We start from the raw sequence: 24866 nt of genomic DNA on the forward strand, positions 1-24866 counted from the left end.
GGTCCGCCCGGAATGGCTCTCGATAAAAAGCCGTTTGCTGCTGTCGCCGACTGGGGCACCACCCGGTTGCGGCTCTGGACGCTGGATGCGGACGGTGTCGTGCTGGGTGAAAGCCGGGGCGATGACGGCCTGCTGCGGGCAAAGGAAGCCGGTTTCGAGCCAACGCTCGAACGGCACCTTGCTTCTATTGGCGCGCCGGACGATCTGCCCGTAGTGATCTGCGGTATGGCCGGTTCACGGACCGGCTGGATCGAGGCTCCTTATATGAGCTTGCCTGCCGGACTGGATGGCATTGTGAAGGCTGCGGTGCGTGTTCCTGCGCGCCGCCATGTCATCATGCTGCCGGGCGTTGCGCGGCGGGACGAAGCTGCTCCCGACGTCATGCGCGGCGAGGAAACCAAGCTTCTCGGTCTTGTGCATGGCGGCACGCAGGATGCGGTTGTCGTCATGCCCGGCACCCATGCCAAATGGGTGCGGATTGCCGATGGCGGTCTCGCGGATTACCGGACCTTCATGACGGGCGAATTGTTCGCACTTCTGAAAGACAAGTCGGTGCTGGCCGGTGCGCTGGAAGGCGCTGGTCCGGTTGATCCGACCGGAGCGGCGTTTGCGGCGGGTATCAAAGCCTCGCTCGAAACGCCGGAACTGATCGCCAATGCCCTGTTCTCCGTTCGTGCAGGCTGGCTCGTGCATGACGGCAAGCCGACCGACCAGCTTGCGCGGCTTTCCGGCCTGTTGATCGGGCTGGAAGTTGCGGGCGGGCGCACGCTTTACGGCAAGCCGCAGCAGGTGCTGCTGCTCTCCGACGGCATGATGGGCGGGCTGTATGCAAGCGCGCTTGAAATTGCCGGGCTTGCGTTCAAGCGCGTCGAGGCGGACGAACTGGTGCGCGACGGTCTGTTCATGGCCGCAAAGCACGCTTTTGCGGGAGGTGCCCAATGAGTGCGCGCGTTGCATGGCCGAAACTGCGCTTCCGTTGGTCGCAATCCTGCGCGGCATGGGACAAGATCGCGGGCTGACGGTCCCTGTGATTTGTTTTGGAGGAATTCCGCATAGCCGGAAGGTGGGGGCGGAAATTTTGGGAGAACGACAGGCGGAAAAGCCTGTCCCAATTTTGGGAGTGAGACAATGGCAGGCATGAAATCTCTAACAATGGCAGTCGCGATGGCCGCGCTTGCCTTCACAGGCATGGCACATGCGGAAGACAAAGGTCTTGTCGCAGTTGCCATGCCGACGAAGTCGTCGGCGCGCTGGATCGCCGATGGTGACAACATGGTCAAGGTTTTGAAGGAACGTGGTTATCAGGCCGATCTTCAATATGCTGAAGACGATGTGCCGAACCAGTTGGCGCAGATCGAAAACATGGTGACCAAGGGCGCCAAGGTTCTCGTCGTTGCATCCATCGACGGCACCACGCTTTCCGACGTACTGGCCAAAGCGCATGATGCAGGCATCAAGGTCATTGCTTATGACCGCCTGATCCGCGACACGCCCAATGTCGATTACTATGCCACGTTCGACAATTTTCAGGTTGGCGTGCTGCAGGCACAGTCGATTGAAACGGCTCTGGACCTCAAGAACAAGCCGGGCCCGTTCAATATCGAACTGTTCGGCGGTTCACCGGACGATAACAACGCCTATTTCTTCTATAACGGCGCCATGTCTGTCCTGCAGCCCTATATCGATAGCGGCAAGGTTGTCATTGCCAGCGGCCAGACCGGCATGGACAAGGTCGCAACGCTGCGCTGGGACGGTGCAACTGCACAGGCCCGCATGGATTCGATCCTCTCGGCCTATTATTCCGACAAGAAGCTCGATGCGGTCCTGTCGCCTTATGACGGCATTTCCATTGGTATCCTGTCGTCGCTCAAGGGTGTAGGCTATGGCAGCGGTGACATGCCGATGCCGGTCGTATCCGGTCAGGATGCGGAAGTGCCTTCGGTGAAGTCGATCCTCGCTGGTGAACAGAATTCGACCATCTTCAAGGACACGCGTGAACTTGCGAAAGTCACGGTTGATATGGTCGATGCGCTGATGAGCGGCAAGGAGCCGGAAGTCAATGACACCAAGACATATGACAATGGCGTCAAGGTCGTGCCGTCCTATCTGCTCAAGCCGGTGATCGTAGACAAGTCAAACTGGAAGCAGGTTCTGATCGATAGCGGTTACTACAAGGAAGACCAGATCCAGTAATCTGTGGTTCTAATTTATGGTTCTGGGCGCATCGGAGGATATGCCCGGGGCTTTTCTGCAAGCCGTTGCCCCCAAAACCCCAGTCTTTCGGCTGGGGTAGCCTTGGCGATTGACAACGTTGTCTTTTTGCTGGGGCAATGGCCGCAGAAGTTGAAATGGGAGCGAGCGATGAATGTAGCCAATCCTGTCCCGCTGCACGAGCAGGGTGGCCAGCCGAATGATGCTGGCAAACCTATTCTGGAAATGCGCGGCATCAGCAAGTCCTTCGGGGTCGTGAAGGCGTTAAGTGACGTTAACTTCACGGTTATGCCGGGGGAGATTCACGCATTTGTTGGCGAAAACGGCGCTGGCAAATCCACGCTCATGAAGGTGCTGTCGGGGGTCTATCCCCATGGCAGTTATGAAGGCTCGATCTTCTTCGACGGAGAAGAACGGCAGTTTCGCGACATCAACGATTCCGAGGCGCTCGGCATCGTCATCATCCATCAGGAGCTGGCGCTGATCCCGCTGATGTCGATTGCGGAAAATATTTTCCTGGTCAATCCACCGTCAAGCCATGGCGTCATCGACCGCAGTGCCGTGCATATGCGCACGCGGGAGCTTTTGAAGAAAGTGGGCCTGTCGGAATCGCCCGATACGCTGATCACCGATATCGGTATCGGCAAGCAGCAGCTCGTCGAAATCGCCAAGGCGCTGTCGAAGCGCGTACGGCTCTTGATCCTCGATGAGCCGACGGCCAGCCTCAACGAGACGGATAGTGCAGCACTTCTGACGCTCCTGAAGGAGTTTCGGGCGCAGGGCATCACGTCGATCTTGATTTCGCACAAGCTCAATGAAATCCGTGAAGTTGCCGACAAGATCACCGTGCTGCGCGACGGCAAGGCCGTGGCGACGCTCGATTGTCATGCAGGCGAGGTCGAGGAAGACGATATCATCCGCAAGATGGTCGACCGCGATCTGGAAAGCCGCTATCCGAAGCGCGATCCCAAGATCCGCGATGTTATTTTCGAAGTCGATAACTGGTCGGTCTATCACCCGTTGCATCCAGAGCGGCATTCGGTCAAGAACGTGTCGTTCAAGGTCAAGGCGGGTGAGATTGTCGGCATTGCAGGCCTGATGGGCGCTGGGCGCACTGAATTCGCTATGAGTCTGTTCGGACGCTCCTGGGGCACGAATATTACCGGCGAGGCACGCATCAACGGCAAGGCCGCAGATATTTCCACCGTGGCGCGGGCGATCAAGTCGGGACTTGCCTATGTGACCGAGGATCGCAAAAAGCTTGGCCTCGTTCTGGGCGAAAACATTTCACGCAACATTTCGCTGGCCAATTTGCGGGGCGTCAGCCCGAAGGGTGTCATCGACGATATTCGCGAAATGAAGGTTGCCGGTGAATATCGCAACCAGATGAGCATTCGCAGCCATAATGTCTTTCAGCAGACCGGCACGCTTTCGGGCGGTAATCAGCAGAAGGTGGTGCTGTCGAAATGGCTGTTCACCGGACCGGATGTGCTGATCCTCGATGAGCCGACGCGCGGCATTGATGTCGGCGCGAAATACGACATTTACACCATTATCAATTCACTGGCGGAGAGCGGCAAGGGCGTGGTCGTCATTTCTTCGGAAATGCCGGAACTGATCGGCATCTGCGACCGCATCGTCGTCATGCATGAAGGCGCTTTCGTCGGCGAAGTCGCGGGCGAAGAGGCAACGCAGGAAAACATCATGCGCGCCATCATGCGGAACAAGGGAAAACGGCAATGAGCGAGAACATAATCGGAAGCAGTGGATCGAAAGTTCCGGCAAGCAGCGTGGGGCGTTATCTCAAGAACAATCTGCGCGAATCCGGGATGCTGCTCTCGCTCGTCGCGATCATGATCTTCTTCCAGATTGTCACCGGCGGTGTGCTGATGAAGCCGCTGAACCTGACCAATCTGGTGTTGCAGAACAGCTATATCGTCATCATGGCGCTCGGCATGCTGCTCATCATCGTGACCGGCCATATCGACCTGTCGGTCGGTTCGGTCTGCGGCTTCATCGGCGCAGTGGCTGCGGTGATGATGGTGAAATGGGGCGTACCGTTCCCAATCGCCGCCATTCTCTGCCTGCTGGTTGGCGGACTGATCGGTGCGTTACAGGGCTTCTGGGTTGCCTATTTCAACATACCGTCTTTCATCGTCACGCTGGCGGGCATGCTGGTCTTCAAGGGTCTGACGCTCGCTGTGCTCGGCGGTCAGTCAGTCGGGCCTTTCCCGGTCGTGTTCCAGAAACTGTCGTCGGGTTTCATTCCGGAAATCATAGGCACGACAGGCGGCGTCTATCTGACATCGCTCATCATCGGCGTGCTTTTGGCGGCCTTCATGATCTGGCAGAATGTGAAGTCGCGCCAGCGCCATATCGCGCATGAAGTGGAAACGGAGCCGTTCGGCTTGTTCGTCATCAAGAACGTTCTGTTCTTTGCAGCGATTGCCTATCTATCGCTGCTGATTTCCATGCATCGCGGCCTGCCGAATGTGCTGATCATCATGGCGGTGCTGATTGCGGCTTATGCCTTTCTCACCAACCGCACGGTGATCGGCCGCCAGATCTATGCGGTCGGTGGCAACCGCCATGCGGCCAAGCTTTCCGGCGTGAAGACTGAGCGGCTGACCTTCCTCGCTTTCGTCAATATGGGGGTGCTGGCGGCACTTGCCGGTCTGGTCTTCGCCGCCCGTCTCAACACCGCGACGCCGAAGGCTGGTATCGGCTTCGAGCTGGACGTGATCGCGGCCTGCTTCATCGGCGGTGCATCGGCCTATGGCGGTGTGGGCCGTGTGACCGGTGCCGTGATCGGCGCACTCATCATGGGCGTGATGAACAACGGCATGTCGATCCTCGGCATCGGCATTGACTATCAGCAGGTGATCAAGGGGATCGTGCTGCTGGGGGCCGTCTGTATCGACGTCTATAACCAGAAACGCTGATATTTCGGCTCTGGCGGCCTGCAAATGGCGCTGTTCTGTTTTGGGCGCAATCGTTTCAGGTTTGTCTGTCGCGACGCTTATCCCTCATCCTGAGGTGCGGAGCGAAGCGTAGCCTCGAAGGACGAGGGCAGGCGCGGTGGGTTTTCCCTCGATCCTTCGATCCTTCGACAAGCTCAGGATGAGGAGCGAGGAAAAATGGTTACGTCATGCCTCAGATTGCCGTGCGGCGGGCGTGGTCGAGATAGATCTCACGCAGGCGCTGGGCCACTGGTCCCGGTTTGCCCGTGCCGATGGTCTTGTCATCGATGGCGATGATCGGGGTGACGAATGTGCCAGCGCTGGTGAGGAAAGCTTCCTTCGCGGCGTAGGCTTCATTGATGGTGAAGAGGCGTTCTTCCAGCTTCATGCCGCTCTCGGCGATCAGTTGCAGAAGCGAAAGCCGCGTGCAGCCGGGCAGTATGGAGTTGCTGTTGGGGCGCGTAACGACGATATCATCCTTGGTCACGATATAGGCGGTGGACGATGCGCCTTCTGTGACGTAGCCGTCCTCGATCATCCAGGCTTCGTCGCAACCGGCATTTTTGGCGATTTCCTTGGCCAGCGCCTGCGGCAGCAGGCAGACCGTCTTGATGTCGCGGCGCTTCCAGCGCAGGTCGTCCAGCGAAAGCACGCGGGCACCGGTTTTCAGTGCGGGCTTGTCGAGCAGATTGGTTTCCTGTGTGAACAGGACCACCGATGGCTTCATGCCCTTTGCGGGTACGAAGTCGCGGTCGCGTCCGTCGCCGCGTGTCACCTGCAGATAGACCAGACCTTCGGTCAGATTGTTGCGGCGGATCAGTTCACGCTCGATGGCCACGATCTCGTCTTCGTTCATCGGCATCGGAATGCCGATTTCGCCGGTGGAGCGGCGCAAGCGCGTCATATGCGGGCCGCTGTCGATGAGCTTGCCTTCCAGTACGGCGGTCACTTCATAAATGCCGTCGCCGAACAGGAAGCCCCGGTCGAAGATGGAAATGCGGGCATCGCGCGCGGCAACATAGTCACCGTTGACGTAGACAATACGGTTCTCAAGGTCTTCTGCTGAAACGGCCATGATGGGATAAGTCCTGAAATGAAAGGGCCGCGACAAATGTCGCAGCCCTTTCATAATCCACTCGATATTTTGTAGGAACAATTTTTTTCAGGCAGCCTGTTTTGCCGCTGCAATGGCTTCGCTGCGGATTTCTTCCGTCAACTTCAGGCGCAGTTCGGAAAATTCCGGGCTTGCCTTGACGTGGTAGGTGCGCGGATGCGCGATATCGACTGGCGTGATCGATTTGATCTTGCCCGGACGTGCGGTCATCGTGACCACGCGCGTGGCCATGAAGATTGCTTCTTCGATATCGTGCGTGACGAAAATCACAGTCTTGTGCTCGCGTTCCCAGATGCCCAGCAGCAGTTCCTGCATCAGGCCGCGTGTCTGGTTGTCGAGGGCACCGAACGGCTCGTCGAGCAACAGGATTTTCGGATCGTTGGCAAGCGCGCGGGCGATGGCCGTGCGCTGTTGCATGCCGCCCGAAAGCTGCTTTGGCCAATGATCTTCAAAGCCACGCAACCCCACCTTGTCGATATAGCTGTCGACGATTTCGCGGGCCTGTTTTTCCGGCACACCCTTTTCACGTAGGCCGAAGCCGACATTCTGACGGATCGTGAGCCACGGAAACAGCGTGTAGGATTGGAACACCATGCCGCGATCGGCGCCGGGGCCGGTTACGGGTTTACCTTCCAGCGTCACGGTGCCGGTGGTCGGTTTGTCGAGACCTGCGATGATACGCAGCAATGTAGATTTGCCGCAGCCCGAGGGGCCAAGGACGGTCACGAAATCGTTCTTGGGGATGACGAGATCGGTCGGCTGTAAGGCAAGCGTCGGCTTGCCGCCATGCACACCCGGAAAGGTGCGGCTGACGCCCTTGATGACGAGTTCCTGGTCGCTTTTCGTAACCATTATGCGAACCTCCATGCGAAGAGCCAGCGGTTGAAATATTTGAAGGCAAGGTCGGAGATCAGGCCGATCACACCGATCACGATGATGCCGAAAATGATCTGGCCAGTGGCCATCAGCGCCTGGCTGTTGATGATCATGTAGCCGATGCCTGACGATGCGCCGATAAGTTCGGCGACAATCACATAGGTCCAGGCCCAGCCGAGGACGAGACGCAGCGTTTCGGCAATGTCCGGGGCGCTGGCCGGCATGAGAACACGGCGGATGATACCGCTGTTCGATGCGCCGAGCGTATAGGCGGCTTCAACAAGATCGCGCCGCGTATTGGAGACGGTCACGGCGATCATGAGGATGATCTGGAATACCGCACCGATGAAGATAACGAGCAGCTTCTGCGTTTCGCCGATGCCGGACCAAAGAATCAGCAACGGCACGAAAGCCGAAGCGGGAAGATAGCGCGCGAAGGAGACGAAGGGCTCCAGCAGCGCTTCGATGGGCTTGTAGGCGCCCATGGCGATCCCAAGCGGTATGGCGACGATGCTTGCCAGAACGAAACCACCCAGCACGCGCCAGACCGTTATGCCAATATCGAAAAGGAAGCCCTGATTGGCGATCAGGTCCCATCCGTCCTTCACCATGGTGATGGGATCGGCGAGAAATGTTGGGGAAACGAAACCGCCCAGCGTGGCGACGCCCCAGAATGCAAAGAAGAGAACGAAGAATAGAATGCCCAGTAATATCCGGGCCTGACTGCCTATCGGCTGCAAGGGCTGCATATATTTTTCCGTTTAGAGCGCAGCCCGAAAAGTGTGAAACAGTTTTCGGAAAAGATGCGCGTTAAAACAAATATTCAGATCGAAACGCGCTCTAGTCGCGTATCCGCCTCGCTCTACGGGCGGAAATGAGGAAGCCCGGACATAACGTCCGGGCTAGCCCATGAAGCGGTGTTACTTGATGAAGCGCGTATCAACGATGTCGTCGAGATTGGGCTTCGATTTGATAACGCCGGCCTGTAGCAGTAGGTCGGCGGCTTCGGTCGAGAATTCCTTGAATTCCTTCTCGAAGAATTTCTGGTTTGCCGCCTTGTCCTGCCAGCGCAGATAGTCTGCCGACTTGCCGAAATCCTCGCCCGACTGCTTCACGTCCTTGCCCATGATTTCATAGGATTTGGCTTTGTCGGAAGCGATCAACTGCAAGGCTTCAAAGTAGCTGTCGGCAAGCGCCTTGGCGGCCTCCGGGTTCTTTTCAAGGAAATCGGGGGTGCAGCCAACCGTATCCATGACTGCCGGATAATCGAGTGTGGTGGCGAGAATCTTGCCCTTGTCGGGCGCTGCGCGCACGGTGGACAGATATGGCTCATAGGTCATGGCGGCGTCATTCTGGCCAGCCACGAAAGCCTGTGCTGCCGGTCCCGGTTCCATATTGACGACCTTGACGTCCTTGGTTGTCATGCCGTTCTTGGCGAGCATGAAGGCGAGAAGGAAGTAAGGCGAGGTACCCGGTGCAGAAGCGGCAACCGTCTTGCCCTTTAGATCGGCAAAAGAGTTTACGTCGGCGCGCACTGCTATGCCATCGGCACCGTAGGACTTGTCCATCTGGAAAATCTGCTTGGTCTTTACACCCGCCGCGTTCCAGACAATCCAGGTCTCCACGGTGGTGGCCGCGCACTGGATGTCACCGGAAGCCAGCGCCAGATGGCGGCTTGCCTGCGGAATCTTGGTCAGCGTGACATCAAGGCCGTTTTTCTTGAAAATACCGGCATCTTTCGCCAGCGTCAGCGGAGCAAAACCGGTCCAGCCGGACAAGCCGAGTGAAACGGCAGTTTCAGCGTGTGCGGCAGACACAAAAGTGGAAGCTGCTATTGCTGCCCCGGCAAGCAAAGTTTTCTTCATGTTTAGTACCCCTTTTATAGTGAGACTTTTCTGTCTCTTAACTCCTGCCAAATTAACAGGACCGTATCGTCTGTCCAGAGAGTTCGTCGCAGGTCTTCAAACTCCCGTTTCTCCCTGGAAAAGGCGTAAGTTACTGATCAGATTGCGCTAATCGAGATCAGGTAAATCGTTCCTTTCCCCTTTAGTTCAAGAGGCAAGGCGTCGCAGTTCGTTAGAACCGCGCAATCATGTTCCGCAAGTTTCGCCGCCTTTCCCGCAGATATGAGATCGATCTGACCTTCGGCACAGAAAAGAAGAGCCGGATCGCCACTGGCCTGCATCTGTATGGTGTCGCTGACGGGTAGGCGCTGGACCCGGTGAGCAAAACGCCAGCGTCGGGTCATGACATTGAGGTCGGTGATGGCGGAGCCGATCAGGTACGCCGCCGAACGGCTGTCAGCCGCAAAGGCCAAGGGTGCGCTTTCACGGGTGAGGGTGCTGATCTGTCCTTCGACGTCGAGCACGATACCGTCTCCCTCCAGCACCGACAATGTGCGGTCGATGCCGGGAAAGACTGAAAACGGACCATCGCTGGCAACGGTCGCCATGGAGATGCGCCAGTCGAAATCATCGACGGACGCGCCTTGCGGGTGGACGGCGATCTCGACCGTCACGCCGCCGCCGTTTTTCCACGGCATGCGGCGATGATTTTCGGCCTTTAGGACAGTGATGCCCATTCGACCTCAGTTCCCCAAAATGCCGGGCAGGCGCAGGCCCTGCTGCCTGGCCCAGTCGAGCGCTTCTTCATAGCCCGCATCGGCATGGCGCATGACGCCGGTGGCCGGATCGTTCCACAAGACGCGCTCCAGACGGCGGTCTGCATCTTCCGTGCCGTCGCAGCAGATGACCATACCCGCATGCTGGCTAAAGCCCATGCCGACGCCGCCGCCATGATGCAGTGACACCCAGGTCGCACCGGAAGCGGTGTTGAGGAGGGCGTTGAGGAGCGGCCAGTCGGACACGGCATCCGAACCGTCCTTCATGGCTTCCGTTTCGCGGTTTGGCGAAGCGACAGAGCCGCTGTCGAGATGGTCGCGACCGATGACGATCGGCGCTTTCAGCTCGCCATTGCGGACCATTTCGTTGAAGGCGAGGCCGAGACGATGGCGGTCGCCAAGGCCGACCCAGCAGATGCGTGCGGGCAGGCCCTGAAACGCGATGCGTTCTTTCGCCATGTCCAGCCAGTTGTGCAGGTGCTTGTTGTCGGGCAGCAGTTCCTTCACCTTGGCGTCGGTCTTTGCAATATCTTCCGGATCGCCGGAGAGAGCGGCCCAGCGGAACGGGCCGACGCCACGGCAGAACAGTGGGCGGATATAGGCAGGTACGAAACCGGGAAAATCGAAAGCGTTTTCCAAACCCTCTTCCAGCGCCATCTGACGGATGTTGTTGCCGTAATCGACTGTTGGAATGCCTGCATTCCAGAAATCGAGCATGGCCTTAACCTGCACCTTCATCGAAGCGCGGGCGGCTTTCGCAACACCCTTTGGATCGCTCTCCTGCTTGGCGCGCCATTCGGCGACGGTCCAGCCAAGTGGCAGATAGCCATGCACCGGATCATGCGCGGAGGTCTGGTCGGTGACGATATCCGGCTTTACGCCACGCCTGACGAGTTCCGGGAAGATTTCAGCAGCATTGCCGATAAGCGCAATGGACTTTGCCTCGCCTGCCTTGGTCCATTCATCGATCTTGGCCAGTGCTTCATCAAGGCTGTGAGTCTTCTCATCGACATAACGGGTACGCAGGCGGAAATCAGCGCGGGTTTCGTCACATTCCACGGCGAGGCAGCAGGCACCGGCCATGACGGCTGCGAGAGGTTGCGCGCCGCCCATGCCGCCGAGACCACCAGTCAAAATCCATTTCCCCTTGAGGTTGCCGTCATAATGCTGGCGACCAGCTTCCACGAAGGTTTCATAGGTGCCCTGAACGATGCCCTGTGCGCCGATATAGATCCATGAACCGGCGGTCATCTGGCCATACATGGCAAGACCCTTCTTATCCAGTTCGTTGAAGTGATCCCAGGTTGCCCAATGCGGCACGAGGTTGGAATTGGCGATCAGAACGCGCGGTGCATCCTTATGGGTGCGGAACACGCCGACCGGCTTGCCAGACTGCACCAACAGGGTTTCGTCTTCATTGAGTGTCTTGAGGGTGGCGACGATCTTGTCGAAATCGTCCCATGTGCGGGCAGCGCGGCCAATGCCGCCATAGACCACCAGCTCATGCGGACGCTCGGCCACATCGGGATCGAGATTGTTCATCAACATGCGCAGCGGCGCTTCGGTCAGCCAGCTCCTGGCGTTCAGCTCGTCTCCGCGCGGCGCTCGGACTTCGCGCTCGTTGTGGCGTGGGTTGGACATGGTTTCCTCCTCAGGATTTCAGGTCGGCGGCAATCGTTTCCAGCCGCTGCAAAAGAGTTTTGAGATGCACGCGAAGCTTGTCCGCTTTGGCTTCGTCATAGGCAAAAGGCACGGCTTCGGTCGCTAGATGGGTTGATTGGGCAAGCTCCATCTGGATGGCGTGCACGCCGGTTTCCGGCTTGCCATAATGGCGCGTCGTCCAGCCGCCTTTGAAGCGGCCATTGAGGATCGACGTGTAACCATCTGCCCCCGCGGTCACTTCGACGGCTGCTGCCTCGATCTTCGGATCGCAGGTCTTGCCCATATCCGTGCCGATGTTGAAATCGGGTAATTTGCCTTCAAACAGGAACGGAATATGCGAGCGGATCGAATGGCAGTCATAGAGGATGGCGACGCCGTGAATCGCCTTCACACGCTCGATCTCGGCAGCAAGCGCGTCGTGATAGGGTTTGTGGAAGCGAGCAATGCGGTCGGCAATATCGGCTTCCGTCGGGACTGCTCCATCCTTCCAGATCGAAAGCCCGTCGAAGTCGGTTTCGGGGATCAGCGTCGTGGTGTTTTGCCCCGGATAGAGGCTCACACCCGCCGGATCGCGATTGGCGTCGATGCAATAGCGGTGGAAGGTGGCGCGCACCATAGTCGCGCCGTCGATCAGACCGTCATAGAGCGTGTGAATGTGCCAGTCCGTGTCGGCGAGAATCCGGCCATTGTCGTTGAGCCGCGCAAAAATATCCTGCGGCACATTGGTCCCGGTGTGCGGAAGGCCAAGAATGACTGGCGACGTTCCCTGACGAACTTCGAACGGGCACATGCTCACGCCTCCAGCGCTGGCAGGATGCCGCTCGAAACCGCACCGGAAAGCGCACCTTCCGCCACCAGTTCGGCAGCATTCTTGAGGTCGTCGGCCATATAGCGGTCGTCTTCCAGCGTTGGCACCTTTGCGCGCAGCACGGCGATGACCTTGGCCAGTTCCGGGCTTGTCGTCAGCGGCTCGCGCAGTTCGACGCCGAGTGCGCCGGTCAGTGCCTCGATGCCGATAATGGCATTGAGATTGGCGGTCATCTGCAACAGGCGGCGCGCGCCATGGCAGGCCATGGACACGTGGTCTTCCTGATTGGCCGAAGTCGGCGTGGAATCGACCGAAGCCGGATGCGCCATCTGCTTGTTTTCGCTCATCAGCGCGGCGGAGGTGACTTCCGCGATCATCAGGCCGGAATTGAGCCCCGGCTTGCGGGCAAGGAAGGCCGGAAGCCCGAAGGAAAGCGCCGGGTCAACCAGAAGTGCAATGCGACGCTGCGAAATCGCGCCGATTTCGCAGACGGCAAGCGCAATCTGGTCGGCGGCAAAGGCAACCGGTTCGGCGTGGAAATTGCCGCCCGATACGGCCCGCCCATCCGAGAGAACCAGCGGATTGTCGGTAACCGCATTGGCTTCGATTTCCAGCGTGCGGGCGGCCTGTCGCAGAATGTCGAGGCAAGCACCATCAACCTGCGGCTGGCAGCGGATGCAATAGGGGTCCTGCACGCGCTGGTCGCCTTCGAGATGGCTCTGGCGAATGACCGAGCCTTCTAGCAGGGCGCGCAGCGCCCGTCCTGCATCGATCTGGCCCTTGTGGCCGCGCAGCGTATGGATTTCCTCGTGGAACGGCGCGTCCGATCCCATGGCGGCATCGGTGGACAATGCGCCGGTGATCAAAGCCGTTTGCGCGGCGCGATGGGCGCGGAAAAGCCCGGCCAGTGCAAGCGCTGTTGATGTCTGCGTGCCGTTGATCAGCGCCAGCCCTTCCTTGGCGGCAAGCACGACCGGCTTCAGACCTGCTTTTGCCAGTGCCTTCGCACTCGGTAGGCGCTCGCCTTGATAGAAGGCTTCGCCTTCGCCGATCATGGCTGCGGTCATGTGGGCCAGCGGTGCAAGGTCGCCGGACGCGCCGACAGAACCCTTTTCAGGGATCATCGGGCTCACGCCTTTTGCCAGCATGTCTTCGATGAGGGTGATGACTTCAAGCCGCACGCCGGACGCGCCGCGACCGAGCGAGATCAGCTTCAGCGCCATGATGAGGCGTACGATGTTTTGCGGCAGTGCTTCGCCGACGCCACAGCAATGCGACAGGATCAGGTTACGCTGCAGCGTGGCGACATCGCCCGCCGCGATGCGGATCGAAGCGAGTTTTCCAAAGCCGGTGTTGATGCCGTAAACCGGCTCGTCGCCTGCCGCGATTTCCGCAATGCGCGCGGCGGCCTTTTCGACACCGGCATGAAATGCAGGGTCGATGCGGACTGGAACCGCATCGCGATAGATGGTTTCCAGCGTTTCAAGCGGAACAGAACCGGGCTTGAGGATGATGGTCATGAAAGGCTCCGTTGGGTTCCCGCATGGGCCATGCCCATACGGACAGTATTAAATTCGGCCTTTGAAAACCCGCTTCCACAGCGGGTTGAAGCCGATACGGTAGACGAGTTCGGCGGGGCGCTCGACGTTCCAGATGGCGAGATCGGCATCCTTGCCGATAGCAAGCGTGCCGGTCTGGTCGAGAATGCCCAGCGCCCGCGCGGCTTCGCGGGTGACGCCTGCGATGCATTCGTCGACCGTCATGCGGAAGAGCGTTGCGCCCATATTCATGGTGAGCAGAAGCGATGTCAGCGGCGATGTGCCGGGATTGTTGTCGGTGGCAAGCGCCATTTTCGTACCGGCGGCGCGAAAGGCCTCGACCGGTGGTTTTTGCGTTTCTCGGATGAAGTAATAGGCGCCGGGAAGCAGAACCGCGACGGTTCCGGCCTTGGCCATCGCGGCAGCACCTTCTGCATCGGTATATTCGAGGTGATCGGCGGAAAGTGCACCATAGGAAGCGGCAAGGGCTGCACCATGCAGATTGGAAAGCTGGTCGGCGTGAAGTTTGACCGGAATGCCATGCGCTTTGGCCGCATCGAACACGTGCGCGATTTCATCTGGCAGGAAGGCGATGCCCTCGCAGAAACCATCAACTGCATCGGCCAGATGTTCGGCTGCGATGGCGGGCAGCATGTCGTCGATCACCTTGTCGATATAGGCGGCTTTATCACCATTCATTTCCGGCGGCAGCGCATGCGCGCCAAGGAAAGTGGTGCGGATTGCCACGTCGCGTTCTTCGCCGAGCCGACGGGCGGCTTTCAGCGACTTGATTTCGCTGTCGCGGTCGAGACCGTAGCCGGATTTGACCTCGACGGTGGTGACGCCTTCGGCAATCAGCGCATCAAGACGAGGCAGGGTTTCGCGCACCAGATCGTCTTCGCTGGCAGCGCGCAAATTCTTGACCGACGAAACAATGCCGCCGCCAGCGCGTGCGACTTCCTCGTAGGACGCGCCCTTCAAGCGCAGTTCGAATTCATGCGCGCGATTGCCGGCATGGACGAGATGGGTGTGGCAATCGATGAGGCCCGGCGTGATCAGCCGGTTTTCGCAATCGATTCTATCGAAGGAGGCATAATCGGCAGGCAATGCGGACTGCGGCCCCACATAAGCGATCTTGCCGTCCTTGATCGCAAGTGCCGCATTCTCGATGAGACCGAGACCGTTCGCGTCTTCCTCCAGCGTCGCAATGCGCGCATTGATAAAAACGGTGCTTGAATTCTTGAGCATGAGCGTTTTCTCGCTTCCCCTGTTTTTTGATAATGTATATACATATTAGTGAGACAGCCAAGAGAGAAAATGCGCGGGAACATTCGAGGAGATGAATTTCATGTCAGCAGCCACGCCTGAATTGCGTTTTATCCATGCCGGACAGGCGCTTCTCGATAATGGCTGGGCCGAGAATGTCCGCATTGGCGTTGCCGGTGGAAAGATCGCCTCGCTGGAGGTGGATAAGGCTGCCGGGTCAGGGGATGAACGTCACACGGCGATTATCGCAGGCGTGCCCAATCTGCACAGCCACGCTTTCCAGTACGGGATGGCGGGGCTTGCCGAAAGGCGCGGCCCGTCTGCCGATTCGTTCTGGAGCTGGCGCGAGATTATGTACAAATTTGCGCTCACCATGTCGCCCGAACAGGCGGAAGCTGTAGCGCTGCGGCTTTATGTCGACATGCTGGAGGCCGGGTTCACCCGCGTCGGAGAATTTCATTATCTGCACCATGACCGCGACGGCACGCCCTATGCCAATCTCTCCGAAATGGCCGACCGTATTGTGGCTGCGGCAAAGGCGGCGGGAATCGGCCTGACGCTGCTTCCCGTTTTCTATGCGCATTCTGGCTTCGGCGGCAGCGCGCCCAGTGAAGGCCAGCGCCGTTTCATCAACGATCCGGAACGCTTTGCGCGGCTGATCGAAGGCTGCAAACAGGCGCTGGCGGGTTTCGACGGCGCGGTTCTTGGTGTCGCGCCGCACAGCCTGCGCGCCGTGACGCCGGATGAGCTGAACGTGGTGACGAAGATTCTGCCTGACGCGCCGGTGCATATCCATGTGGCCGAACAGGTGAAGGAAGTGGAAGACTGCATCGCCTGGTCGGGCAAGCGCCCGGTCGACTGGCTTCTTGACCATCAGGACCTGTCCTCGCGCTGGTGCCTGATCCATGCAACCCACATGACAGACGACGAAACACGGCGCATGGCCAAGGCTGGTGCGATTGCCGGTCTATGTCCTGTGACCGAAGCCAATCTCGGCGACGGAACCTTCAATGTGACGGTGTTCACGGAGGCGGACGGCAAGTTTGGGGTCGGCTCGGATTCGAATGTGCTGATCGGCATCGGCGATGAATTGCGCCAGCTTGAATATTCGCAGCGTCTCCATCGTCGGGCCCGCAATGTGCTGGCGGAAAGCGAAGCCTCGACGGGCCGCGCCCTGTTTGATGGTGCGGTGCGCGGCGGCAACATCGCGATGGGTCGCGCGAATGACGGGTTGAAGCTCGGCGCTTCAGCGGATTTTGTCGCACTCGATACGGAGCGTCTGCCTCATGCGAAAGGCGATGCAGTGCTGGATGGCTGGATTTTTGCCGGTCGCGCGCGGGTCAACGATGTGTGGGTGCGCGGCGTGAAACAGGTAGAGCGCGGACGTCACCGCTTGCGCGATCAAGCCGAGCGTGCTTTCCAGAAAGCAATAGGCGAGTTGCTGGGCTAAGCATTTCCAGCAAAGCGAGAAAACAAGGGGGAAATGGCATGGCGGATGACGGTTCAGCGGCAAAAGACGGTCCGGTGCTTTCACTGCATCAGCGTATTTTGGACGACATTGAATCGCACATCCTGTCGGGGGAATGGGCGCCGGGGTACCGTATCCCGTTCGAGCATGAACTGACCGAGCAATATGGCTGTTCGCGCATGACGGTGAACAAGGCGCTGACCCAGCTTGCCAAGGCCGGTCTGATCGAGCGCAAGCGGCGGTCCGGCAGCTTTGTTTCCTTTCCGCAATCGCAGGCGGCGATCCTCGAAATCCACGATATTCGCGATGAAGTGGCAGCGCTTGGCGTTGCCTATCGGTTCGAATTGACGAGCCGACGCGAGCGATTGAGCGGACCTGCCGATGCAAAGCATATCGACATGCCGCGCCACACGCCGCTGATTGAGCTTGTTTGCCGTCACTATGCGGGCAAGCGCGTTTTTACCCTTGAAGAGCGCATCATCAGTCTGGATGCGGTTCCGACAGCCGCGCAGACCGATTTTGCTGAAAACTCGCCGGGGCCATGGCTGGTTTCGTGCGTGCCATGGAGCAGTGCAAAACACTCGATACGCGCGATTGCCGCCACGCAGGAGAATGCGGGCATGCTCGGTATTCCGCTGGGTTCGCCGTGTCTGGTGATCGAAAGACAGACCTGGAATGCCGAACAGCCGGTGACGCATGTGCGCTTCACCTATCCCGGCGACAGCCATGCGCTGGTGGCGAATTTCACGCCGTCGCAGGGATAAGCAGGTCAGAAAGAAAAAAGCCGCCGCAGGGGAACAGCGGCGGCTAAAAGGCAGCATGACTTGGGTGAAATCAGGCTGCGCGTTTGATGGCGTCGCCAAGGATGGACACGATGGTGTCGATCTGCTCCTTTTCCACGATGAGCGGCGGCGAAAGCGCGATCACATCGCCGGTCACGCGGATGAGCAGGCCCTTCTGGAAGCAATCCACGAAAATATCGTAGGCGCGTGCGCCCGGTGCATCCTTGCGCGATGAGAGTTCGATTGCGCCGACCAGACCGAGGTTGCGAATGTCGATGATGTTGGAAATGCCCTTGAGCGAATGAAGTGCTTCCTGCCAATGGTCGGCAAGCCCGGCACCGCGCGTCAGCAAGCCTTCCTCGGCATAGACTTCCAGCGTTGCAAGACCGGCGGCGGCAGCAACCGGATGGCCGGAATAGGTGTAGCCGTGGAACAGCTCGATGGCGTTTTCCGGGCCGGTCATCAGGCCGTCATAGACCTTGCGGGCGGCAAAGACTGCACCCATCGGGATAGCGCCGTTGGTCAGGCCCTTGGCCGTCGTCACAAGATCAGGAACCACGCCGAAATAATCGACTGCAAACGGCGTGCCGAGACGACCGAAACCGGTGATGACTTCGTCGAAGATCAGCAGAATGCCGTATTTGTCGGCAGTGGCGCGGATGCGCTCCAGATAACCCTTCGGCGGCAGAACGACACCAGCAGAGCCGGACATCGGCTCAACGATGACGGCGGCGATTTTTTCAGCGCCATGCAGTTGCACCAGACGTTCCAGATCGTCGGCCAGTTCGATGCCGTGCGCAGGCAGGCCCTTGGAAAAGGCATTCTTTTCAATATCGAGCGTATGGCGCATATGGTCGGCAGGAATCTGCGGGAAGACGCGGCGGTTGTTGACCAGGCCGCCAACCGAAATGCCACCGAAACCAACGCCGTGATAACCCTTCTCGCGGCCCAGCACCATGGTGCGGGTGCCTTGGCCGATGGCGCGCTGATAGGCGATGGCGATTTTGAGTGCGGTGTCGACCGATTCCGAACCGGAATTGGTGAAGAACACGCGGTCGAGTTTTGCATCCGGTCCACCCGGCGCGATGGCTGCGAGCTTTTCGGCAAAGTCAAAAGCTACATTATGGCCCATCTGGAAGGTGGGAGCGAAATCCATGGTCGAGATCTGGCGCTCGACGGCTTCGGTAATGCGCTTGCGACCATGACCGGCATTGCAGCACCAAAGACCAGCCGTGCCATCCAGAACCTGATTGCCGTCGGTGTCGGTGTAATACATGCCCGAGGCACTTGCGAGCAGGCGAGGCGCTGCCTTGAACTGCCGGTTCGCGGTGAACGGCATCCAGAAGTTCTCAAGGCTTGGCGTGTTGGTTTTGGTGAGCATAGTTACCTCCTATTTGCGAGCAGCAGGCCACGCTTTGCGAAGGGCAACAAGTCCTTTTCTTCAGGATATTAAGTCATTGTTTTTATGTAGGGTAATTATCAGCTTTGTGCTATATCGAACATCATAAACATGAGGGGAAGGTTCGATGAGCATCGATATTGGCGGGCGGCTTCGCTATGTGCGCATGCGGCAGAATCTGTCGCAGCGTGAACTTGCCAAGAGGGCAGGTGTGACGAACTCCACGATCTCCCTCATCGAAGCCAATCAGTCCAATCCGTCCGTTGGTGCATTGAAACGTATTCTCGACGGCATTCCCATCGGCATGGCCGAGTTTTTCGCGCTCGAACCGGACGCCCCGCATAAGGTATTCTATCAGGCGGAGGAGTTGGTGGAAATCGGCAAGGGGCCGATTTCGTATCGTCAGGTGGGCGATCATCTGTTCTCGCGTTCGTTACAGATGCTGAAGGAGCGGTATGAACCGGGCTCCGACACGGGCAAGGTGTTGCTCATGCATGAGGGCGAGGAGGGGGGCATCGTCATTTCGGGCCGGATCGAAGTGACGGTTGGCAGCGAGCGCCGGATTCTGGGGCCGGGTGACGCTTATTATTTTTCCAGCAAGCTGCCGCACCGGTTTCGTTGCGTCGGACCGGTGCCATGCGAAATCGTCAGCGCCTGCACGCCGCCGAGTTTCTAATAAAAATGGACTGACAAGGTTTTGAATCGCCTTCCTCAGAAGGCGATTCAATGTGTTGCGCGATTTTTACTCGTAACGGGAAACACCGAGATCATCGGCCCGGATATCCGGCTTGTTGCCGGAAATAAGGTCGGCGAGCAATTTGCCGGAGCCGCACGACATGGTCCAGCCAAGCGTTCCGTGGCCGGCATTGATGAACACGTTGTCGTAGCGTGTTGCACCGATGATCGGGGTTGAATCCGGCGTCATCGGGCGCAGGCCAGACCAGAAGGTCGCTGCTTTCAGATCGCCGCCGGGGAACAGGTCGGTGACCGACAGATCGAGTGTTGCGCGCCGCGCGGCAGGCAGATCCTTGGTGAAGCCCGAGACTTCCGCCATGCCGCCGACGCGAATGCGGTCGCCAAGGCGGGTGATGGCAATCTTGTAGCTTTCGTCCAAAACCGTCGAAACCGGCGCGCGATCCTCATCGACAATCGGCGCCGTGATGGAATAACCCTTCACCGGATAGATCGGGGCGTTAAGGCCAAGCGATTTGACGAGCGCAGGCGTATAGCTGCCAAGAGCGACGACATAACGGTCGGCGGTCAGGACACCCTCGGAGGTTTCGACGCCGGAAACCTTGCCGCCGGACATCAGCAACGACTTGATGTTGACGCCGAAGCGGAATTTCACGCCGAGCCCTTCGGCAATCTTTGCCAGCGCATTGGTGAATTTGAAACAGTCGCCAGTTTCGTCATGCGGAAGACGCAGGCCGCCGACAAATTTGTCCTTCACGCGGGCAAGCGCTGGTTCCACTTTGGCGCATCCGTCGCGGTCGAGGACTTCGAACGGTACGCCGTCCTGACGCAGCACCTCAATGTCCTTGCCGATGCCGTCGAGCTGGTACTGCTCGCGGAAAAGCTGGAGCGTGCCCTGCATGCGCTGGTCGTATTCGATGCCGGTTTCCTTGCGCAGATCAACGAGGCAATCGCGTGCATATTCGGCAACGCGCACCATGCGGGTCTTGTTGACCTTGTAGCGGCTGTCGGTGCAGTTGGCGAGCATCTGCATCAGCCAGCTATACTGGGCCGGATCGCAGGTCGGACGCAGAATGAGTGGCGCGTGCTTCTGGAACAGCCATTTCGCAGCCTTGAACGGAATGCCGGGCGCGGCCCATGGCGAGGCATAGCCCGGCGAAACCTGACCTGCATTGGCGAAGCTTGTTTCCAGTGCCGGGCCTTCTTCGCGGTCGACAACGGTTACCTCATGACCGAGTTTGGCGAGGTAGTAGGCTGTTGTGACGCCGATAACGCCGCTGCCGAGGATGGTGATCTGCATGTTCGCCTCTTGTCTTATGCTTTTATGTCGCTCGTGCCGCTCTCCACGTAGACACGTGCATAACGGTTGCCGAGCGCAGTCAGGATTTCATAGGGAATGGTGTCGCAGTCGCGCGCCACGTCTTCGAGACGCTGGTGCGGGCCGATCAGCTCCACAAGGCTGCCGAGTTTCAGCGCGCCTTCCGGCAATGCGCTGACGTCGAGCGTAATCGAGTCCATCGACACACGACCGATGATCGGCAGGCGCGTATCGCCGAAGAAGGCCGCGCCCTTGTTGCTGAGAGAACGGAACCAGCCATCGGCGTAGCCGACAGCAATCGTCGCGACCCGCATTGGACCTTCGGCAACATAAGCGCCGCCATAGCCAACTGCTGCGCCCTTGTCGATGTCGCGCACCTGAATGACACGTGCCGAAAGGGTGAGGACAGGAACGATCTCGCTTTTAGGTCCAACGCCATAAAGTGCGACACCGGGGCGGGCGAGGTCGAAATGATAGGTCTTGTCGAGAAAGGTTCCGCCGGAATTGGCAAAGGCAACCGGCAGTTTTGGCAGCCGCGCCAGCAAAGCAGTCATATTGGCGAGCTGACGGGCATTGGCTGCATTTTCCGGCTCGTCGCCGCTGGCCAGATGGCTGATGACGAACTTGATGTCGATGTTGTCCAGAAGAGCTGAACTTTCCAGAAGGCGTTCAAATTCGTTCGGCGACAGGCCGAGACGTGACATGCCGGTATCAAGCTGCAGCAGGGCGGGTAATTTCTTGCCGTGTTTGGCAGCGAGCGCCGCCCAGTTTTCAACCTGTTCCAGCGAGTTGAGTACCGGCAGAATGCCTTCGCGGGCGCAGGCTTCTTCCGTTCCCGGCTGAAGACCATTCAGGACGTAAAGGGTCGCATCGGGCTGGAGAAATGGCTTCAGTGCAATGGCTTCGCCAAGATGTGCAACGAAGAAATCACGGCAACCGGCATCGTAAAATGCTGGTGCGACGCGGCTGGCGCCAAGGCCGTAGGCATCCGCCTTCACGACAGCGGCGGCGCGGGTGGGGGTAATGTGCCGGGCAATGGCCGAATAATTATGGCGCAGGGCCGACAGGTCGATGGTCAATATGCCACCGGCGGCAAGGTCGCGCTCATCCTGGGAAAATTGCATCGACATATCAACCATTTGCACGGTTCTTTCCAAACTGCTCACTACGCTACGAGAACGCTCGGAAGGTCATCATCGATACGGATCGTCTGCCGCCCAAAGCATATAGCTCGGGAGGAAAAACCCTGCGGCTGCACCCTCCCGAAGCTTAGGTGCATAATAGTCGAAGACTATTCGAATGTTTTTGCTATTTGTCGCATATTATGCGAATTTTGGCACATCTTGCGCATATTTTAGCTTTCAGGTTGAAGATTATTCATGCCGACGCTCGACAGTATCGACCGCAATATCATCCGCTGCCTGCGCCGGGATGGGCGCATGACCAACAGCCATCTTGCCAGTGAAGTGGGGCTTTCGCAGTCTGCCTGTCTGCGGCGGGTGCAAATATTGGAGGAAAGCGGCGTTATTCGTGGCTATACGGCCATCGTCGGGTCATCCGATGGCGACGAGCGACTGGTCGCCATCGTGCGCATTACGCTTGACCGACAGACTGAGGAGTTTCTGAACCGTTTCGAGGAGGCAGTGCGGCGGCACCCGGAAGTGCAGGAATGTTATCTCATGACGGGCGACGCGGATTATATTCTGCGTGTCGAAGCCGAAAATGCTGCGGCTTATGAGATCATTCACAAGGAAATCCTGTCGCGACTGCCCGGTGTCGCGCGCATCCATTCCAGTTTCGCCATCCGAACGGTGCTTCTGTCGAAAGCACCGACTTCACGCGGCTGAAATGAAAAAGCCCGGCTGCAGCCGGGCTTTTTTCTTCGAATGATAACGTGTTTAGCGGAATTCGTAGCGAAGACCGGCCCGGATCGTGTGCATGTTGAAGCCGTTGTCTTTTGCCTGCGTGCCGGTTGCGCCGGGCCCTTCCGCATTGCCGTAAGGATTGGTGCTGCGATCGGCTGCGTCGAAACCGTAGGCTTTGCCGCCATTGATGCGCATATAGCGGTAACCGACATCCAGCTTGAGTTGTTCGGTCAGGTCATAGCTGACACCGGCCATGAGAGCCATTGCAAAGCGCCAGCTGTCGAGGCCGTCCTTCTCGCTGGAATAGGTGCAGCCTGCGCAAACTTCATGGGATTTCCAATCGTCATATTGCACATAGGCTGCGCCCAGACCGGCACCGAGATAAGGCGTGACAGACCCCACACGCGGCAGATCGACATAGGCGTTGGCCATAGCCGTCCAGATATTGGCCGTCGAAGAATCCTCGTAGTTGCAGTTGTCCTCAACCGGATTGAAACCCTTTGAGGATTTCACATAGCTCGGACACGCGGTGCGACCGTTGATGCCTGCGCGGAAGAAATCCAGCGTCGCGTCGGCGCGGAACATGTCGGTGAAGCGATAACCGACACCCACGCCGTAGGTTGCGCCTGCCTTGAGGTCGAAATCGTCATAGCGCAGCGTGTCGTCAATGCCGCGATAGGGCGGATCGAACTGGTTCCAGAAGCTCCAGTCGCCATCCGTGCTGGATTTGAAATTGTAACCGAGGTCGCCACGAATATACCAGCCGGAGGAATTGACCGGTTCCGGCATGGGCTCAATGACAGGGTCTGCAATTATGTCGGCGGCAAATGCCGCTCCTGATCCCGCCATCAGACTGATAGCCACGATGGCAATGGCGGAAGTGCACTTCATCGGTTCCCACTCCAAATCCGAACAGAAAAATGGCCCACAAGCCCTATTGCCGGATATGGTAAAGAGATATGTTTAACACTTGGTTATTTTTAAATAACCTTACGGTGCATCGATCGCTGGGGTTCGCGCATGGCGCGATTTTATTGAAGTAATTACTAAAGTATAGGAGCCGACGCGGGGCCGGCTCCAAATGTCGTCAAAAATTTACGGAATGGATGATCGACTTGTCGATATTGTTGATATCGCGCTTGCCGCAGAGTGCCATCGTGACATCCAGTTCCTTGCGGATGATTTCGAGCGCCAGCGTTACACCGTCCTTGCCCATCGCTCCGAGGCCATAGAGGAACGGGCGACCGATGAACACGCCTTGCGCGCCGAGTGCGCGCGCCTTGAGCACATCCTGGCCGGAGCGGATACCGCCATCGACGTGAACTTCGATCTTGTCGCCGACAGCGTCAACGATTGGCTGCAGCATGGAGATCGAGGACGGCGCACCGTCGAGCTGACGGCCGCCATGGTTCGATACGATGATCGCATCGGCCCCCGACTTTGCCGCCATCCTGGCGTCCTCGACATCGAGAATGCCCTTGAGGATCAGCTTGCCGCCCCACTGTTCCTTGATCCAGGCCACGTCGTTCCAGTTGAGCTGTGGGTCGAACTGTTCCGCCGTCCAGGAGGAAAGCGAAGAAAGGTCGGTGACGTTCTTTGCGTGGCCGGCAATGTTGCGGAAGGTGCGGCGCTGCGTGCCCATCATGCCGAGGCACCAGCCGGGGCGCGTCGCCATCTGCCAAATGTGCTTCGGGGTGAATTTAGGCGGGGCGGAAAGGCCGTTGCGGATATCCTTGTGACGCTGGCCGAGAATCTGGAGATCAAGCGTGAGCACCAGTGCGGAACAGCCAGCAGCCTTGGCGCGGCTGATCAGGTTCTTCACAAAGTCACGGTCCTTCATCACATAAAGCTGAAACCAGAACGGCTTCTTGGTGACTGAAGCGACATCTTCAATGGAGCAGATGCTCATGGTCGAGAGCGTGAAGGGAACGCCGAAGGCTTCAGCCGCCTGTGCTGCCAGCATTTCACCGTCGGCATGCTGCATACCCGTCAGGCCGGTTGGCGCAAGAGCGACCGGCATGGACACTTTCTCACCGATCATCGTCGTTTCCAGCGAACGGTTCGTCATGTCCACGAGAATGCGCTGGCGTAATTTGATCTTCTTGAAGTCGTCTTCATTTGCGCGGTAGGTCGACTCGGTCCATGCGCCAGAATCCGCGTAATCAAAGAACATCTTGGGGACGCGGCGCTGGGCAAGCCGCTTCAGATCGGCGATTTCAACGATGTTGGGCATCTTCCCACCCCTTGTGGTAATTTTTCTTGACCATTCGCATGACCGATCGCGCG

At 58.5% G+C, this 24866-nt stretch carries 22 protein-coding genes; 8 read left to right on the forward strand and 14 right to left on the reverse strand.

Annotation, left to right across the window (positions count from 1 at the left end; all coding sequences use genetic code 11):
• The first annotated feature begins 12 nt into the window (after positions 1 to 12).
• From FIB18_RS15630 to mmsB, 4 genes are all read left to right on the forward strand, one after another.
• Complete coding sequence (locus FIB18_RS15630) at positions 13 to 942, forward strand: 2-dehydro-3-deoxygalactonokinase (protein ID WP_140021583.1); 930 nt, start codon at positions 13 to 15, stop codon at positions 940 to 942.
• A gap of 186 nt (positions 943 to 1128) precedes the next feature.
• The gene (gene chvE, locus FIB18_RS15635) at positions 1129 to 2193 is read left to right on the forward strand and encodes a multiple monosaccharide ABC transporter substrate-binding protein (protein ID WP_140021584.1); all 1065 of its coding nucleotides are present in this window, start codon (positions 1129 to 1131) and stop codon (positions 2191 to 2193) included.
• Between the two features lie 168 nt (positions 2194 to 2361).
• Entirely contained in the window at positions 2362 to 3954 is a 1593-nt protein-coding gene (gene mmsA, locus FIB18_RS15640) for a multiple monosaccharide ABC transporter ATP-binding protein (protein ID WP_140021585.1), read from the forward strand.
• Positions 3951 to 5153 carry a multiple monosaccharide ABC transporter permease gene (gene mmsB / locus FIB18_RS15645; protein WP_140021586.1) on the forward strand — a complete coding sequence of 401 codons (1203 nt, stop codon included), beginning with the start codon at positions 3951 to 3953 and terminating at the stop codon, positions 5151 to 5153. The genes mmsA and mmsB overlap by 4 nt, the downstream gene beginning before the upstream one ends.
• 211 nt (positions 5154 to 5364) lie before the next feature.
• Here the strand turns inward: mmsB and FIB18_RS15650 are convergent, their stop codons facing one another.
• The 9 genes from FIB18_RS15650 to hutI all read right to left on the reverse strand — a co-directional run bounded on the left by FIB18_RS15650 (position 5365) and on the right by hutI (position 15037).
• Positions 5365 to 6246: a D-amino-acid transaminase gene (locus tag FIB18_RS15650; RefSeq protein ID WP_140021587.1), complete on the reverse strand. Its 882-nt coding sequence runs from the start codon at positions 6244 to 6246 to the stop codon at positions 5365 to 5367.
• An 87-nt stretch (positions 6247 to 6333) separates the two neighbouring features.
• The gene (locus FIB18_RS15655; RefSeq protein WP_140021588.1) at positions 6334 to 7137 is read right to left on the reverse strand and encodes an ABC transporter ATP-binding protein; all 804 of its coding nucleotides are present in this window, start codon (positions 7135 to 7137) and stop codon (positions 6334 to 6336) included.
• The gene (locus FIB18_RS15660) at positions 7137 to 7910 is read right to left on the reverse strand and encodes an ABC transporter permease (RefSeq protein WP_140021589.1); all 774 of its coding nucleotides are present in this window, start codon (positions 7908 to 7910) and stop codon (positions 7137 to 7139) included. Before FIB18_RS15660 ends, FIB18_RS15655 begins: the two co-directional genes overlap by 1 nt.
• 171 nt (positions 7911 to 8081) lie before the next feature.
• Complete coding sequence (locus FIB18_RS15665) at positions 8082 to 9026, reverse strand: ABC transporter substrate-binding protein (protein ID WP_168436423.1); 945 nt, start codon at positions 9024 to 9026, stop codon at positions 8082 to 8084.
• A 137-nt stretch (positions 9027 to 9163) separates the two neighbouring features.
• The gene (locus FIB18_RS15670) at positions 9164 to 9742 is read right to left on the reverse strand and encodes a HutD/Ves family protein (RefSeq protein ID WP_140021591.1); all 579 of its coding nucleotides are present in this window, start codon (positions 9740 to 9742) and stop codon (positions 9164 to 9166) included.
• A 6-nt stretch (positions 9743 to 9748) separates the two neighbouring features.
• Positions 9749 to 11422, reverse strand: coding sequence for a urocanate hydratase (gene hutU / locus FIB18_RS15675; RefSeq protein ID WP_140021592.1), 1674 nt, complete (start codon positions 11420 to 11422; stop codon positions 9749 to 9751).
• A 10-nt stretch (positions 11423 to 11432) separates the two neighbouring features.
• Complete coding sequence (gene hutG, locus FIB18_RS15680) at positions 11433 to 12233, reverse strand: N-formylglutamate deformylase (RefSeq protein ID WP_140021593.1); 801 nt, start codon at positions 12231 to 12233, stop codon at positions 11433 to 11435.
• A gap of 2 nt (positions 12234 to 12235) precedes the next feature.
• The gene (gene hutH / locus FIB18_RS15685; RefSeq protein ID WP_140021594.1) at positions 12236 to 13771 is read right to left on the reverse strand and encodes a histidine ammonia-lyase; all 1536 of its coding nucleotides are present in this window, start codon (positions 13769 to 13771) and stop codon (positions 12236 to 12238) included.
• Between the two features lie 48 nt (positions 13772 to 13819).
• Entirely contained in the window at positions 13820 to 15037 is a 1218-nt protein-coding gene (gene hutI / locus FIB18_RS15690) for an imidazolonepropionase (protein ID WP_140021595.1), read from the reverse strand.
• A 100-nt stretch (positions 15038 to 15137) separates the two neighbouring features.
• Between hutI and FIB18_RS15695 the strand changes: the two genes are divergently transcribed.
• Both FIB18_RS15695 and hutC read left to right on the forward strand, forming a co-directional pair.
• Positions 15138 to 16505, forward strand: a complete 1368-nt coding sequence (locus tag FIB18_RS15695) for a formimidoylglutamate deiminase (RefSeq protein ID WP_140021596.1) — start codon at positions 15138 to 15140, stop codon at positions 16503 to 16505.
• A 38-nt stretch (positions 16506 to 16543) separates the two neighbouring features.
• Complete coding sequence (gene hutC / locus FIB18_RS15700) at positions 16544 to 17287, forward strand: histidine utilization repressor (RefSeq protein ID WP_140021597.1); 744 nt, start codon at positions 16544 to 16546, stop codon at positions 17285 to 17287.
• A 70-nt stretch (positions 17288 to 17357) separates the two neighbouring features.
• Here hutC and FIB18_RS15705 read toward each other — a convergent pair whose 3' ends face one another.
• Positions 17358 to 18686: an aspartate aminotransferase family protein gene (locus FIB18_RS15705; RefSeq protein WP_140021598.1), complete on the reverse strand. Its 1329-nt coding sequence runs from the start codon at positions 18684 to 18686 to the stop codon at positions 17358 to 17360.
• A 145-nt stretch (positions 18687 to 18831) separates the two neighbouring features.
• Here FIB18_RS15705 and FIB18_RS15710 point away from each other — a divergent pair, with 145 nt between their 5' ends.
• A complete protein-coding gene (locus tag FIB18_RS15710) occupies positions 18832 to 19380 on the forward strand; it encodes a cupin domain-containing protein (RefSeq protein ID WP_010659512.1) in 549 nt (182 codons plus the stop codon).
• A gap of 66 nt (positions 19381 to 19446) precedes the next feature.
• Here the strand turns inward: FIB18_RS15710 and FIB18_RS15715 are convergent, their stop codons facing one another.
• Together FIB18_RS15715 and alr are read right to left on the reverse strand one after the other, a co-directional pair.
• The gene (locus tag FIB18_RS15715; RefSeq protein ID WP_140021599.1) at positions 19447 to 20697 is read right to left on the reverse strand and encodes a D-amino acid dehydrogenase; all 1251 of its coding nucleotides are present in this window, start codon (positions 20695 to 20697) and stop codon (positions 19447 to 19449) included.
• 14 nt (positions 20698 to 20711) lie between these two features.
• A complete protein-coding gene (gene alr / locus FIB18_RS15720; protein WP_140021664.1) occupies positions 20712 to 21854 on the reverse strand; it encodes an alanine racemase in 1143 nt (380 codons plus the stop codon).
• A gap of 240 nt (positions 21855 to 22094) precedes the next feature.
• On the opposite strand from alr, the gene FIB18_RS15725 reads away from it, so the two are divergent.
• Positions 22095 to 22562, forward strand: coding sequence for an Lrp/AsnC family transcriptional regulator (locus tag FIB18_RS15725; RefSeq protein ID WP_010659515.1), 468 nt, complete (start codon positions 22095 to 22097; stop codon positions 22560 to 22562).
• A gap of 51 nt (positions 22563 to 22613) precedes the next feature.
• On the opposite strand, the gene FIB18_RS15730 is transcribed toward FIB18_RS15725, so the two are convergent.
• Together FIB18_RS15730 and FIB18_RS15735 are read right to left on the reverse strand one after the other, a co-directional pair.
• Positions 22614 to 23471 carry an outer membrane protein gene (locus FIB18_RS15730; RefSeq protein ID WP_140021600.1) on the reverse strand — a complete coding sequence of 286 codons (858 nt, stop codon included), beginning with the start codon at positions 23469 to 23471 and terminating at the stop codon, positions 22614 to 22616.
• A 196-nt stretch (positions 23472 to 23667) separates the two neighbouring features.
• Complete coding sequence (locus FIB18_RS15735; protein ID WP_140021601.1) at positions 23668 to 24813, reverse strand: alpha-hydroxy acid oxidase; 1146 nt, start codon at positions 24811 to 24813, stop codon at positions 23668 to 23670.
• Positions 24814 to 24866: the final 53 nt, after the last annotated feature.

The organism is Brucella pecoris (genome assembly GCF_006376675.1).
In the GTDB taxonomy this organism is placed as follows: domain Bacteria; phylum Pseudomonadota; class Alphaproteobacteria; order Rhizobiales; family Rhizobiaceae; genus Brucella; species Brucella pecoris.